Source organism: Providencia alcalifaciens DSM 30120 (assembly GCF_000173415.1).
In the GTDB taxonomy this organism is placed as follows: domain Bacteria; phylum Pseudomonadota; class Gammaproteobacteria; order Enterobacterales; family Enterobacteriaceae; genus Providencia; species Providencia alcalifaciens.
In genome coordinates, this window is sequence record NZ_ABXW01000053.1 from 229,537 (window position 1) to 244,037 (window position 14,501).

At 43.3% G+C, this 14,501-nt stretch carries 13 protein-coding genes; 6 read left to right on the plus strand and 7 right to left on the minus strand.

What is annotated here, in order from left to right; all coding sequences use genetic code 11:
* Window positions 1-6: 6 nt before the first annotated feature.
* The 4 genes from PROVALCAL_RS14085 to dauA all read left to right on the plus strand — a co-directional run bounded on the left by PROVALCAL_RS14085 (window position 7) and on the right by dauA (window position 5,666).
* The gene (locus PROVALCAL_RS14085) at window positions 7-1,773 is read left to right on the plus strand and encodes a bifunctional alpha/beta hydrolase/class I SAM-dependent methyltransferase (RefSeq protein ID WP_039862095.1); all 1,767 of its coding nucleotides are present in this window, start codon (window positions 7-9) and stop codon (window positions 1,771-1,773) included.
* Window positions 1,774-1,934: 161 nt separating this feature from the next.
* Window positions 1,935-3,275 carry a phosphatase PAP2/dual specificity phosphatase family protein gene (locus PROVALCAL_RS14090; protein ID WP_006659981.1) on the plus strand — a complete coding sequence of 447 codons (1,341 nt, stop codon included), beginning with the start codon at window positions 1,935-1,937 and terminating at the stop codon, window positions 3,273-3,275.
* Window positions 3,272-3,670, plus strand: a complete 399-nt coding sequence (locus PROVALCAL_RS14095) for a hypothetical protein (RefSeq protein WP_006659982.1) — start codon at window positions 3,272-3,274, stop codon at window positions 3,668-3,670. Before PROVALCAL_RS14090 ends, PROVALCAL_RS14095 begins: the two co-directional genes overlap by 4 nt.
* A 280-nt stretch (window positions 3,671-3,950) precedes the next feature.
* Window positions 3,951-5,666: a C4-dicarboxylic acid transporter DauA gene (gene dauA, locus PROVALCAL_RS14100; RefSeq protein ID WP_006659983.1), complete on the plus strand. Its 1,716-nt coding sequence runs from the start codon at window positions 3,951-3,953 to the stop codon at window positions 5,664-5,666.
* Between the two features lie 94 nt (window positions 5,667-5,760).
* On the opposite strand, the gene PROVALCAL_RS14105 is transcribed toward dauA, so the two are convergent.
* The 7 genes from PROVALCAL_RS14105 to hemA form a co-directional block, all read right to left on the minus strand.
* Complete coding sequence (locus PROVALCAL_RS14105; RefSeq protein ID WP_006659984.1) at window positions 5,761-6,513, minus strand: tetratricopeptide repeat protein; 753 nt, start codon at window positions 6,511-6,513, stop codon at window positions 5,761-5,763.
* Window positions 6,514-6,583: 70 nt separating this feature from the next.
* On the minus strand, window positions 6,584-7,486 hold the full coding sequence (gene mnmL, locus PROVALCAL_RS14110) for a tRNA modification radical SAM protein MnmL/YtqA (RefSeq protein WP_006659985.1): 903 nt from the start codon (window positions 7,484-7,486) through the stop codon (window positions 6,584-6,586).
* A gap of 12 nt (window positions 7,487-7,498) precedes the next feature.
* A complete protein-coding gene (gene kdsA / locus PROVALCAL_RS14115; RefSeq protein ID WP_006661861.1) occupies window positions 7,499-8,353 on the minus strand; it encodes a 3-deoxy-8-phosphooctulonate synthase in 855 nt (284 codons plus the stop codon).
* A 44-nt stretch (window positions 8,354-8,397) separates the two neighbouring features.
* Entirely contained in the window at window positions 8,398-9,207 is an 810-nt protein-coding gene (locus PROVALCAL_RS14120) for a transglutaminase family protein (RefSeq protein WP_036966210.1), read from the minus strand.
* Window positions 9,208-9,231: 24 nt separating this feature from the next.
* Window positions 9,232-10,065, minus strand: coding sequence for a peptide chain release factor N(5)-glutamine methyltransferase (gene prmC / locus PROVALCAL_RS14125; RefSeq protein ID WP_006659988.1), 834 nt, complete (start codon window positions 10,063-10,065; stop codon window positions 9,232-9,234).
* Entirely contained in the window at window positions 10,065-11,147 is a 1,083-nt protein-coding gene (gene prfA, locus PROVALCAL_RS14130; RefSeq protein WP_006659989.1) for a peptide chain release factor 1, read from the minus strand. The genes prmC and prfA overlap by 1 nt, the downstream gene beginning before the upstream one ends.
* Before the next feature lie 31 nt (window positions 11,148-11,178).
* Window positions 11,179-12,441 carry a glutamyl-tRNA reductase gene (hemA, locus tag PROVALCAL_RS14135; protein WP_006659990.1) on the minus strand — a complete coding sequence of 421 codons (1,263 nt, stop codon included), beginning with the start codon at window positions 12,439-12,441 and terminating at the stop codon, window positions 11,179-11,181.
* Window positions 12,442-12,935: 494 nt separating this feature from the next.
* Here hemA and lolB point away from each other — a divergent pair, with 494 nt between their 5' ends.
* Together lolB and ispE are read left to right on the plus strand one after the other, a co-directional pair.
* Entirely contained in the window at window positions 12,936-13,607 is a 672-nt protein-coding gene (gene lolB / locus PROVALCAL_RS14140; protein WP_006661864.1) for a lipoprotein insertase outer membrane protein LolB, read from the plus strand.
* A complete protein-coding gene (ispE, locus tag PROVALCAL_RS14145; RefSeq protein WP_006659992.1) occupies window positions 13,604-14,479 on the plus strand; it encodes a 4-(cytidine 5'-diphospho)-2-C-methyl-D-erythritol kinase in 876 nt (291 codons plus the stop codon). Before lolB ends, ispE begins: the two co-directional genes overlap by 4 nt.
* Window positions 14,480-14,501 lie beyond the last annotated feature (22 nt).

The following is a 14,501-nucleotide window of genomic DNA, read 5'->3' on the forward strand; positions in this document are numbered from 1 at the left end:
ATGATAATGAACACACAAACAGACTATTCGACACAACGTCCTGTCGTCGAATCTCAATTCACCACCAGTGATCATACGAACTTGTTTTACCGTTATTGGCCTACTGAACACATCACCGATAAAGCCATTATTTTGTTTCACCGCGGTCATGAGCACTCTGGTCGTGTCTCTCATTTAGTGGATGAATTAAACCTTTCTGATTTTGCTATGTTCGCATGGGATGCTCGAGGACATGGCCGTAATGAAGGTCCTCGGGGCTATAGCCCATCACTGGGCACGTCCATTAGTGATGTTGATGAGTTTGTCCATTACGTATCCGAGCAATATCAAATCCCATTCGAAAATATTATTGTTATTGGTCAAAGTGTTGGCGCAGTATTAGTGTCTGCATGGGTACATGACTATGCCCCAAAAATTCGCGGAATGGTGCTCGCGTCTCCCGCATTTAAAGTTAAATTATATGTCCCATTTGCTCGCACCGGTTTGGGACTCATGCAAAAATTGCGTGGACTGTTCTACGTAAACTCTTATGTGAAAGCCAAGTTTTTAACCCATGATGAGCAGCGCATTCAATCATTTAACAATGACCCGCTGATCACTCGCCCTATTGCCGTCAATATTCTTCTGGAGCTCTATACCACGGCGGATCGTATCGTGGCAGATGCTGCGGCAATCACATTGCCAACCCAGTTATTTATTTCAGGTAGCGACCATGTGGTACACCATAAGCCACAACATCAATTTTATGAGCGATTAAATACGCCAATTAAAGAGAAGCATATTCTGTCAGGTTTTTATCACGACACATTAGGTGAAAAAGACCGACATATCCCTATCGAAAAAATTCGTCAGTTTATTGATAAATTATTCGCGCTTCCTTTGTATCAACATGATTACCAGTTTGAAGATACATGGAGCACCAGTGCGGATGCCTACCGTTCATTAAGCGTGCCATTACCTGAATATTGCCCAAAAAACATTGCCTATAAAATCATGAGCAAATCCATGAGTACTTTAGGTAAAGCCTCTGAAGGCGTCCGTATTGGTTACGATAAGGGCTTTGATTCTGGCTCAACACTTGATTATGTCTATCGCAATCAGGCACAGGGTTCTGGTCTATTTGGACGAATTATCGATAGGCAATACCTCAACAGTATTGGTTGGCAAGGGATCCGCCAGCGCAAAGTAAATATTGAAAATATTATTCGCCAAGCCATTCGAGAGCTATCCAATAGCGGAAAACCCGTCCGCATTATGGATATCGCCGCAGGTCAAGGGCGCTACATCTTCGATGCTATCAATGATTATGGGAAAGTGGACTCCGTTCTGCTCCGTGACTATAGCCCAATTAACGTTGAACAAGGTCGCTTACACATCAAAGAACGTTACCTAGAAGATAAAATCCGTTTCGAAGAAGGTAATGCGTTCGATGCTGATGATCTTGCTGCTGTTTCTCCAGCGCCAACATTAGGTATTGTCAGCGGTCTGTATGAGCTATTCCCAAGTAATGAACTGATCCGAGCCTCACTGGATGGGCTTTCTCGCGCCATTCCTTCCGGTGGCTTGCTTATCTATACCTGCCAACCATGGCATCCTCAGGTTGAAATGATCGCCCGAGTATTACCCAGTCACCAAGGTGGGAAAGCATGGGTCATGCGCTGCCGTAGCCAAGGCGAAATGGATGCCTTAGTCGAAGAGGCTGGGTTCGAAAAAATCACTCAATCTATCGATAACTGGGGTATTTTTAGCGTGTCCCTTGCTCGACGCCGTTAATTATTTTTCTCTTTAATTTACAGGTTATTGGTATCATCACCAGTAACCTGTATTTTTATTTATCTCATACCGATACGGCTGAAAAACAGCCAGTCAACGGTGATATGGGCACGATTCATCTAGAACAAAGCAATGAATAAATTAAGATAGGAACCCATTATATGACCCTCAACACCCAAGATACGCGCACGGCATCACGACGCCAAATTTGGATTTATGGGCTATTTTGGTTGCTCTTCTTAGCACCCTTTTTCTTTTTAACGTACGGGCAAGTCAACAACTATACCGCTACATTACCCAATGTACCCTCTTATGTTTATAGCTGGGAAAAACAGATCCCTTTTTTACCTTGGACAATTATTCCCTATTGGAGCATCGACCTATTTTACGGGATTTCACTGTTCATCTGTACCTCTCGCCGTGAGCAGTGCATCCATGGCTTACGCTTAATCGCAGCATCACTTATTGCCTGTGTTGGCTTTTTACTCTTCCCACTTAAATTTAGTTTTCCTCGCCCTGATACCCATGGCGCATTTGGCTGGATGTTCGACAGCTTAGAGCTGTTTGATTTACCGTACAACCAAGCCCCTTCATTACATATTATTTTACTGTGGTTACTGTGGTTGCGTTTCCGCGCCCATACACCAACTCAATGGCGCTGGCTGTTGCATAGCGTGTCAATTCTGATTCTTATTTCTGTCCTCACGACATGGCAACATCATTTTATTGATGTGATCACTGGGTTCGCAGTTGGTGTCATCATCAGCTATTTGTTACCTATTAATACTCGTTGGCAATGGCATTACACAGGAAGTCCTCGAAGCCTAAAAATTGCTAAAAACTATGGATTAGGTGCAGTGCTGTGCTTCGCTCTCGCCTTTTTATTACAAGGCGCTCTGTGGTGGTTTTTATGGCCTGCTCTCGCCTTAGCTTTTGTCACATTAGGCTATTTAGGGGCTGGAGCTTCTGTATTCCAGAAAACAGCTGAAGGTCACGTTTCTCCATCCGCTATATTAGTATTACTCCCTTATCGCCTTATTGCTTGGGGTACTTATCATTACTATGCTAAGCGCTGCCAGCAACCCAGTATCGTGAATGAAAAAATTGTTTTGGGAGGACGCCCGTTATATCCATTGCAAACGCAAGCCGTTCTCGATATGACTTGCGAGTGGTCTCGCAATATTTACAGCTATGGGAAAAATTATTGTAGCCAGCCACAAATTGATTTGTTACCTCTAAGCCCAGAGGATATTGAAAAAGCCATTAGAACCATGGATAAACTCGCACAAAGTGGAACTGTCTATGTTCACTGCAAATTGGGATATTCTCGAAGTGCAACAGTTGTTGTGGCATGGTTAGTACACCAAAATATGGCAAAAAACATTGAAGATGCAATCGCGCAGGTTGAACGCGTTCGTCCTCAGGTCATTTTAAATTCCGCGACCATTGAACAATTACATCACTGGTATCAGCAATTTCATGTACAAAGAGAAAACCAATGAGTTCATTACTGGATAAAGACCGTGGAGATGTCATTGTCGTGCTCACGGGGAGTTGGCGCTATTTGGCGATAGCTGCCATCCTAGCATTGCTGGGGCAATTCGCATTGTTGTTCCATGGTTCGATATCACACTTGAGTCTAGCTGTGGGGGTCATGCTATTTTTTGCTAGCCAGTATTTTATTTTCCGCTTATGCCTTGATCATCATTTCTTTATCCTGATTTATCGCCAAGGAGATACACAAGCCTTAGATGATGCACTTGGGCATCTATTCCCTCAATCATCAGCGGGTCGCAGTATGGAAAGTCGATGGGCAGGTACACGCAAATTATTTCAGCGTGCCAGTTATGCCGTTACGCTATTATGGGGATGGTTATTATTTTCGCTTATTTTTTAGTTTATTTTGGGTCATATTTAAATCAGAGGTAAATTGACTATTAATTAATTATTATCTTTTTTAACTCACTGTTTAAAATAGCAAATCGATAGTTAATAATTATTTTAAATACGTTTAATGATATTTAACGTAGAAAATAACGATTTTTTACTTTTGATACTGAAAGCGTTATGATAATTGTAGTTTCATTGATAAATAACACATTTTTTTGATTCAGTTAGGCGTATCCTCATCTCTTCATTTCGTTTATTTTTCACCCTGTTATTTTGGTAGGGTTTTAATGAGTACAAAAAATATTAATAGATTGCGCCCTTTTAGCGCATTAATAGACTCCTGTTGGAAAGAGAAATATACCGCAGCGCGTTTCATGAAGGACTTAATTGCGGGTATTACCGTTGGGATTATTGCAATTCCATTGGCGATGGCGCTCGCAATAGCCAGTGGCGTTCCCCCGCAATATGGACTTTACACCGCTGCAATTGCTGGGATTGTAATTGCCATTTCTGGTGGTTCCCGTTATAGCGTATCCGGTCCTACTGCGGCATTTGTGGTGATCTTATACCCAGTATCTCAACAATATGGGCTCAGTGGCTTATTAGTCGCAACATTAATGTCAGGCATTATCTTGCTGGCAATGGGTTTTGCTCGGTTTGGTAAGTTCATCGAATATATTCCCGTGTCCGTAACGCTGGGATTTACGTCTGGGATTGCTATTACAATTGCCACTATGCAAATCAAGGATTTCTTTGGTCTGCAAATGGAGCATGTTCCTGAAAACTATGTTGATAAGGTTATTGCTCTAAGCAAAGCTTTTCCAACCTTACAATATAGCGATACGTTGATTGGGCTTGCCACATTACTTGTCTTAATCTTCTGGCCTAAACTTAAGGTTCGCCTGCCTGGGCATCTACCCGCAATTATTGTTGGGACCTTAATTATGTGGATATTAACGCTGTTTGATATTCATGTGGAAACGATCGGTTCTAAATTTAGCTATTTGCTTCCTGACGGCACAGAGGGAAGTGGTATTCCGCCAATTTTACCGCAATTTATATTGCCATGGGAGTTACCAGGCAGTGCCCCCATTAGCTGGGCGATGATCACAGCACTTATGCCTGCCGCACTATCGATGGCAGTGCTAGGTGCGATTGAGTCCCTACTGTGTGCCGTAGTGCTCGATAATATGACGGGGAAAAAGCACCACTCCAATAGTGAATTGATAGGTCAAGGGCTAGGAAATATTGCCGCCCCATTCTTTGGGGGGATCACGGCAACGGCTGCAATTGCTCGTTCTGCTGCAAACGTTCGAGCCGGTGCAACCTCTCCTATTTCAGCTATCATACACTCGATTTTAGTGCTACTGACACTGCTTATTTTAGCGCCTTTATTGTCGTATTTACCGCTTGCCGCCATGTCTTCACTGCTCTTGATCGTGGCTTGGAACATGAGTGCAGCGGGTAAAGTCTTTAGCTTGATCCGCCGCGCACCTAAAGATGACATTATTGTATTGCTGTTATGTATGTCTTTAACTGTTCTATTCGATATGGTGATCGCCATTACCGTCGGTATCGTTATTGCTTCGTTGCTGTTTATGCGACGTATTGCCAATATGACACGAGTTACACAGTTGCCGGAGACTCAAGAAGATAAAAGCGTGTTAGTTGTCCGAGTGAATGGTCCACTGTTCTTTGCTGCCGCAGAACGTATTTTTGATGAACTGCGAGTAAAAAGTCATGGCTATGAAATTATTGTTATGCAGTGGGATGCGGTACCTGTCTTTGATGCGGGTGGCTTAGAAGCCTTCCAGAAATTTATTGATATCGTACGTAAAGATACTCACATTATTGTGTGTGATATCCCGTTCCAACCGCTGAAAACATTAGCTCGTGCGAATGTTCGTCCTATTGATGGCGCGCTCAGTTTCCAAAACTCACTGGATAGTGCTTTAGACGAAGTTCAGCACATTCAAGAGGCTAAAAGGTCCCTTACGTCTTAAAAAGGCGAAGACTTAAATTATAACTGAAGCTAACAATAAAAATGCCGCACTTGCTAAACAAGCGCGGCATTTTCTATTCATTCTGTACCTAAAACTAGTAGCAATACATTTCGTTATTCTCTTTTTTACCTAGCTCACATGCCATTGCGCGGAGTTTCGTGGCTTTTTGCTCGTCATCTCTGACAGTACCATTGTTGCCATCATTAAATTGAAATGATGCCATTCCTTCAGCAAAACCTGAGAAAGTTAACGCATCCGCTTTTGCAAACCACTCTAACGCCTTTTTTTCATTCTGTGGTACGCCATGACCATCATAATAAATGATACCTAACCATAATGGCGCGTTGAAGTAATCTTTGTCATTTAACGCACTGACTTCCTCAAGTAGTGCAATGGCGCGCGGATAATCAACAGCGCCAGACTCCGGCGTAATTAAAGCTTCAGCTAAACTAATTTTTCCTCGAATACTTCCACCATCAACGGCTTTACTTGCATATTCGCGGGCTTTGACAAATTCTTCAGTGAACGTTCTATCACCACTCATTAACGTAATATCCGCCAATAATGAATATGCATCCGCATTACCTGATTGTGCTGATTTTTCTGCCCATAACTTAGCGTTATTTTGGTTTTGTAATACACCAACCCCCGATAAATACATGCCTGCTAATTCATATTGCGCTTTAGCATCATTATTTTGAGCCGCAATTTTAGTGTGTTCGAATACTTTCTTATTTTCAGGTGTAATATCGTATTGCGCTGAAACTTGTAGAGAAAATACCAAGCCTACTGCCCCTAAACAAAGTTGACGACTAACGTGTTTAACACTTGAGATTATCGGATACATAGGCACCTTTTTATTTTTTTAAATTTATTATGAATCAGTATTTCAAAAAATTCAGTTAAAAATCTCTGCATTACAGTGCTGACCCTTGTCTGCCATTTACGAGCAAATATTGGTATAAACTGTTCATACCTACCCAACGGTTTTCACACCATTGCGGTGCTAACAATGTTGGTTTTCTCGCACTAGCACTGATGCGATGATATAAAATATCGGTCGGAGTATGGCGGATCATCTCACCGGCGGTGGCTGTATATTCTTCTAAAGATAGCGTTTCTAAGCGTCCTGCACGCCAACTTTTTGCCATAATGCTGCCCTCAACAATGTGCAATGGATGTAGCTTTATACCATCCGTGCCACATGCCAAAACCGCATCTAATGTCTGCATATTCATGGTTGCATTTTCGCTTGGCAGACCGCAAATCAAGTGTGTACATACCTTGAGTCCAAGTGCGCGAGCTTTTTGCGCTGTTGCTTGATAAGCCGCAAAGTCATGCCCACGATTTATACGGTGCAACGTCTTATCATGAGCAGTTTGTAACCCAAGCTCTAACCAAATTTCATAACCTTGTTGACGGTATCCAGCCAGCAAAGAGAGCACAGCATCAGGTACGCAATCAGGGCGAGTGCCTACACATAACCCAACCATATCAGCTTGTTGTAGCGCTTCTTCATACAATAGTTTTAATCTATGCACTTCGTCATAGGTGCTGGTATAAGCTTGGAAATACGCTAAATAGCGATTTGCGCGGGATATTCGAGAAATTTGTTGTTGGATTTGCAAACTGATGGATTGTTCAGATTGGTTTTCATCACTGAAGGATGACACATTACAAAATGTACAGCCACCCCGTCCCAACGTGCCATCACGGTTTGGGCAGCTAAAGCCGCCGTGCAAGGTGACTTTGTGAATTTTTTCACCATATCGGCGCTGAAGATCAGCGCCGAACATGGAAACAACATCGTTTAATTGCATTTGGAACCGAGATTAACTGTTAGTATCCAGTGCAGGGAAGCTTTTTACCACTTCGTCGATCGCTTTAACTTGTTGTAAGAATGGCTCTAATTTATGCAATGGTAGCGCAGAAGGACCGTCGCAACGTGCATTTTCTGGATCTGGATGCGCTTCGAGGAACAGGCCAGCTAAACCTACTGCCATGCCAGCTCTTGCCAATTCCGCCACTTGACCACGACGACCACCTGAAGCCGCACCAAATGGGTCTCGACATTGCAGTGAATGTGTCACGTCAAAGATGACTGGGCACCCTTTAGACGCTTGCATCATGACATTAAAGCCAAGCATATCAACCACGAGATTGTCATAACCAAAGTTTGCACCGCGGTCACACAGAATAATTTTATCGTTGCCACCTTCAATGAATTTCTCAACGATGTTACCGATTTGTCCTGGGCTGATGAACTGCGGTTTTTTGATGTTAATCACTGCATCCGTTTTTGCCATCGCAGCGACTAAATCCGTTTGGCGGGCAAGGAAAGCGGGTAATTGGATAACATCAACCACTTCAGAAACAGGTTGTGCTTGATCAGGCTCATGCACATCTGTAATGATTTTTACACCGAAAGTCTGTTTGATTTCTTGGAAGATTTTCATCCCTTCTTCCAGACCCGGGCCACGATAAGAGTGAATAGATGATCGGTTAGCTTTATCAAAAGAGGCTTTAAACACATACGGAATGCCTAATTTTTGTGTCACAGTGACATAATGCTCACACACTTTCATCGCCATATCGCGAGATTCAAGTACGTTCATGCCACCAAACAGAACAAATGGCAGATCGTTTGCGACCTTAATATCACCGATACTGACTACTTTCTGTTGCATACTCTTACCCTTCATAGGAAGACAGTAAACTGTCTATACGTTAATCAATGCAGTACGACTGGAAGATTATCCAGCGAATAAATTTGGATCTTAATCATTTCGGACACTGGGTCTTCTGGGCAATGCTCAACAAAATAGTTAAGGTCGCTCAGTGCCACATGATTACAGTCTAAATGCGCGAGGATAAGTCCTCGGTCACGAATTTCATAGGGATCTTCAGGATCTAGGATTAGCAATGTCTCACAGACTTTTAATGCCATCTCCATTTTCTTCTCTTCCATCAGCGCCGCTTTCAATGTATCAAAAGTTTTGCGTACGATGACACTATGTTCAGCGACATCTAGCTCATCAAAGATAAACTCAGAGTATGGATCGACCGTCCCTTTCAACCACATTGTTAATGTATGCTGAGATAGGGTTTCACCATTGACAGGGTTAATAAACCATTGAGAACCATCGCGCTTTGTCGAAACAAATAGCAACTGAGTCGGGAAAATCGCGGCGTCAACATCCAAGTCGAGTTGCTCAGCGATAAATAAAAAAATGGAACCAAGAGAGACAGGCGTACCTTGTTTGGAGGATAAGACTTTATCCAGCCACAACATATCCGACAGGGCATAGATGCCTTCCGCAGCACCATATTTCCACTGAGAATAAAACAGAGTAATCAGCTGCTCTATTTTTGACTGATTATCCGCAGTCAAATCTATTGCATCTCGCGCTTTAGCGACAAGTTCATCTAATTGCGCTTGTACCTGCATAAAAGGAAAATCGGCACGAATGATTTGAGAAACCATCATAATGCCTTCGCTTAACGGTAACTGATTAAACTCAATATTTGCTATTGTTTTCATTACAATTCCACTACAATTGCCCACTTAACCATTCCATTGACCAAGAGAAACTCGCTCTTTACCACCATAATCGAGACAAGTCTCGACATTGGTGTACCCATTTTCATTAAATAGCTTTCGGACTGTTGAGCCTTGCTGCCAACCATGTTCAAGCAGCAGCCACCCTTGTTGTTTTAAGTATTGTTTTGATGTGGCAATAATGTGTTCTAAATCTGAAAAACCGTGGTTATCAGCAATCAACGCGGTTGATGGCTCAAAACGCACATCACCTTGGCTCAAGTGAATATCACCCTCATCAATATAAGGAGGGTTACTCACAATCATATCAAATAGTTCATTTGGTAGTGAAGCAAACCAATCACTTTGCGAAAATTGAATGTTTGGAAGCGCTAAACGCTGTTGATTTCGTTGTGCTAACGCCACAGCCTCAGGGTTAAAGTCTACGCCGACCACACAACTATTCGGCAACTCTGACGCTAAAGCTAATCCAATCGCGCCAGTGCCAGTGCCAAGATCTAAAATTCGGCACTCCGCGTTAGGTAATCGCACTAACGCTTGCTCAACAAGGCATTCGGTATCAGGGCGAGGGATCAGTGTCGCTGGCGACACATACAATGGTAAAGACCAAAACTCACGTTCGCCGACAATGTATGCTATTGGCTCGCCCTGCTCACGACGCATTAATAAAGCGTCAAGCTGGGTCTGTTCGTCTGACGTGAGTTCCGTCTCATCAAAGGCTAGAATATAAGTACGGCTACGCCCCGTCGTGTATTGCAACAGGATCTGCGCATCACGTTTAGCGCTATCACTGGCAGACAGTCTTACGACTGCCTGCTGTAACCATTCGCTATAACGCATTAGTCCTGCTCAGATAATGCAGAAAGCTGATCAGCTTGGTATTCGTTGATGATAGGCTGGATTAATGTATCCAGTTTCCCTTCCATCACTTCATCCAAACGGTACAGTGTCAGGTTGATACGGTGATCTGTCACACGACCTTGTGGGAAATTGTATGTCCGGATACGGTCAGAACGGTCACCAGAACCTAACAAGTTACGGCGCTCAGATGCTTCCGCAGCATGACGTTTATCCATTTCTGCTTGGCGTATACGTGCACCTAACACCGACATCGCTTTCGCTTTGTTCTTGTGTTGTGAGCGCTCATCCTGACACTCAACCACAATACCCGTTGGTAAGTGGGTAATACGAATTGCTGAGTCAGTGGTGTTAACGTGCTGACCACCCGCCCCAGAAGAACGGAAAGTATCAATACGCAGATCCGCTGGGCTGATTTCTGGCAATTCAGCTTCTGGCAACTCAGGCAGAATAGCAATAGTACATGCGGACGTATGAATACGACCTTGCGACTCAGTCTCAGGAACACGTTGTACTCGGTGACCACCTGATTCAAATTTCAGACGACCATAAACACTGTCACCCGAGATTTTCGCGATCACCTCTTTATACCCACCGTGCTCACCATCGCTGGTGCTCATCAGCTCAACACGCCAGCGATTACTTTCTGCATAGCGGCTGTACATACGGAATAGATCACCCGCAAAAATCGCTGCTTCATCGCCACCCGCACCAGCGCGGATTTCCACAAAACAGTTATATTCATCATCAGGATCTTTTGGAAGTAACAGCAATTGTAATTGCTGTTCCAGCTCTTCATTGCGCTCTTTTGCTTCTTTAAGCTCTTCTTGAGCCATCTCTTTCATTTCAGGATCGTCTAACAGCATTTGGGCTGTTTCGATATCATCCTGAACGGTGCGCCACGCAGTAAAACACTTCGCGACATCCGTTAACTGAGCATATTCTTTTGATAAAGCACGAAAACGGTCTTGATCAGCAATCACACCCGCATCAGCAAGGTGCGCTTCAATTTCTTCGTAGCGTTCTTGTAATGCTTCTAGTTTTGCGACAATAGAAGGCTTCATTCGTTATATCAGACCTATGATTAAAAAGTGGTTATTGATGGTCCAGCCCTAAGCTGTCCCTAAGTAGATTTAGACGCTCAACATCCCCATTTCCTGCAGCTTGCTGCAAAGATTTAGTCGGAGCGTGGATCAGGCGGTTGGTTAACTGTTGTGATAATTGCATGATTACTTGCTCAGGGTTGGCACCTTGGGCAATGGCTGCAAGTGCTTTCTCGGTCATACTTGCCCGAATTGCTTCCGCCTGTTCTCTATATTCGCGAATTGTAGAGACTCCGGCTTGTGAGCGCAACCAATCCATAAAATGACCGCTTTCTTGTTCAACGATAAATTCCGCTTCAACCGCCGCGGCCTTACGCTGAGCCAAATTTTGGGCAATGATGGATTCAAGATCATCAACAGTATAGAGATAAACATCTCTGAGTTTTTCTACATCCTGTTCGATATCACGAGGTACAGCGATATCAATCAATAACATAGGTTTACTGCGACGTGCTTTCATCGCACGTTCGACCATTCCTTTACCAATAATTGGCAATGGGCTGGCTGTCGAGCTGATCACGATATCTGCTTCAGCTAAACGGTTATCGATGTCCGCTAATGAAATAACTTGTGCGTTAACTTCCTTGGCGAGCAGTTGTGCACGTTCAAGGGTTCGGTTAGCTATCATCATTTTCTGCACGCCATGCTCACGTAAATGACGCGCGACTAATTCAATAGTTTCACCTGCACCGACTAACAAAATATTCAAATGTTTGAGTGATTCAAAAATCTGTCTCGCGAGTGTACAAGCAGCAAATGCGACAGAAACGGCATTCGCACCAATATCGGTTTCTGTTCGTACACGTTTTGCCACGGAAAAAGATTTTTGGAATAAGCGCTCTAATTCGCTAGACAGTGAATGGTTATCTTGCGAAAGCGCAAAGGCCTTTTTCACTTGACCGAGAATTTGAGGCTCACCGAGAACCAGTGAATCTAACCCACTCGCCACGCGCATAAGGTGACTTACTGCGCGTGCATCTTGATGCCAGTAGAGACTGGGTTGTAGGTCTTTAGCGGTGATCCCATGAAAATCACATAACCATTTGGTTAACTGTTCTTGCGCTTTTTCTTGAGATTCAAGGCTTAGATACAGTTCAGTTCGGTTACAGGTAGACAGCACAACACCGCCACGCACTTGAGGCTGTTTTAAAAGTTCCTCAAGTGCGTGGTCGATTTTTTCAGGACCAAAAGCGACTTGCTCACGCAAAGCTACCGGGGCCGTTTTATGATTAATGCCTAAGGCTAATAAGGTCATTGTGCTTACGACTTACTCACATTGCTCACATTGCTAATTTATTTATCAGCCTGATACTAGTAACCTAGCTCATTGCTGAGATTTATATGCGTATATTGTAGATGATTAACGCTTCTGTTTCTACGGGTACTCAATGGCTAACAGCCAGAAAGATGATTAACCCCAAAATATGAAGTAATTATCTGACTAGCTGCCTTAAATATCAATAAGATGCTTTAAGAATGCATTTATTACGCACAGAAAGCAAATCCATACTTTTCATCATATTATCATTGATAGGCCAATAAGATTGGCGCAATATCCCTGAAAAATATCTCATTTTAACGTTAGCATCCCATTAAAGCACTCTGGTGTTTTCGATAGCTTTAATAGGCAATGATGTCTAAAATAAATTTAATTCTCTATTGAGAAAACCAGAAAATGGTTAAAATAACGACCCTGTTTGTGGTTTCATCTGCAATGTCATTACTATTCACTCTATGTTGAGAATCGATATGCAATTTTTTTCTGCTCTGTCGTTTATTCGCCCAGCCAAAGGCTTTTTGCGATTAATTCCCCTCTCAGCCTTATTTCTTACCGCCTGCGTGACAACGTCACAAAACACCACAAAAGAAACCTCTTCATCTTCTGATGAACAGTGGCAAAAACATCAGGCTCAAGTTTCGGAATTGCGAGATTACCAAACTCGAGGCTCCTTTGTGTATATCGGCGGACAAGGAACTGGCACGGAAACCAAAACCTACGCGAAATTTTTCTGGCAACAATACACGCCTGAAAAATACCGTTTATTGCTCACCAATCCATTAGGAACTCGCGAACTGGAACTCAGCGTTGAGCCCGATTTAACCAAGTTAATCACCAAAGACGGTCAAACGCATATGAGCGATGTACCCAGTGAGCTAATTTATCAACTAACGGGTATGGATATCCCAATTGATGAACTCACCGCGTGGTTAGTCGGCTCACCCGGTCGAGCGTCAGAATACACCCTTGATAGTAACCACCTGTTGAAATCAGTCACTTTTAAAGTCAATGGTGAAACATGGAATTTGGATTATCTCTCTTACGATACCAAAACCACACCAATGTTACCGAATCAGATGGAATTGCATCAAAAAGATAAAATCATCAAGTTAAAAATGGATAGTTGGACACTGAAAAAATGACATTAACGTGGCCATCACCGGCAAAATTGAATCTATTCTTATACATTACAGGGCAGCGTGCTAATGGCTACCATGAGCTACAAACCTTGTTTCAGTTTTTAGATTATGGTGATGAAATTACCTTCACTGCACGTTCCGATGATCACATTAATTTACTCACTCCAATGGTGGGCGTGGATGTCGAAAAAAACTTAATTATTCGCGCTGCCAAAAGTTTACAGACCTATTGTCGTGAGTCACTAAACCATCAGGGTCCTTTGGGTGCCGATATTTGTATTAACAAAGTGTTGCCTATGGGTGGCGGTATTGGTGGTGGTTCATCCAACGCGGCCACTACGCTCATTGCGTTAAATGAACATTGGCAAGCCCACGTTTCTGATGATGTTTTAGCAGAATTAGGTCAACATCTGGGTGCAGATGTACCTGTTTTTGTTCGTGGTCATGCTGCCTTTGCAGAAGGGATTGGCGAAATTTTAACACCGGCAGAACCAAAAGAGCGTTGGTATTTAGTCGCTCACCCCGGAATTGAAATCTCAACCCCGATGATCTTCACAGATCCAGAATTAAATCGAAATTCTCCAAAACGCGCTTTAGCCGCATTATTACTGGCTCCGTATGCAAATGACTGCGAACCAATTGCAAGAAAACGTTTTCGTGAGGTTGAACAGCTCGTTTCTTGGCTGTTACAATATGCTCCGTCTCGCCTAACAGGAACAGGCGCTTGTGTCTTTTCTGAGTTCGAAACACAAGCGGATGCCCTGAAGGTGTTAAATAAAGCCCCATCGTGGGTGCACGGATTCGTCGCTCAAGGAGCGAATGTTTCTCCTGTGCACAAATTCCGCGCTGGGATAACCCGTGTATTGCACCAATAAGTAATGACCCATCCATCATTGC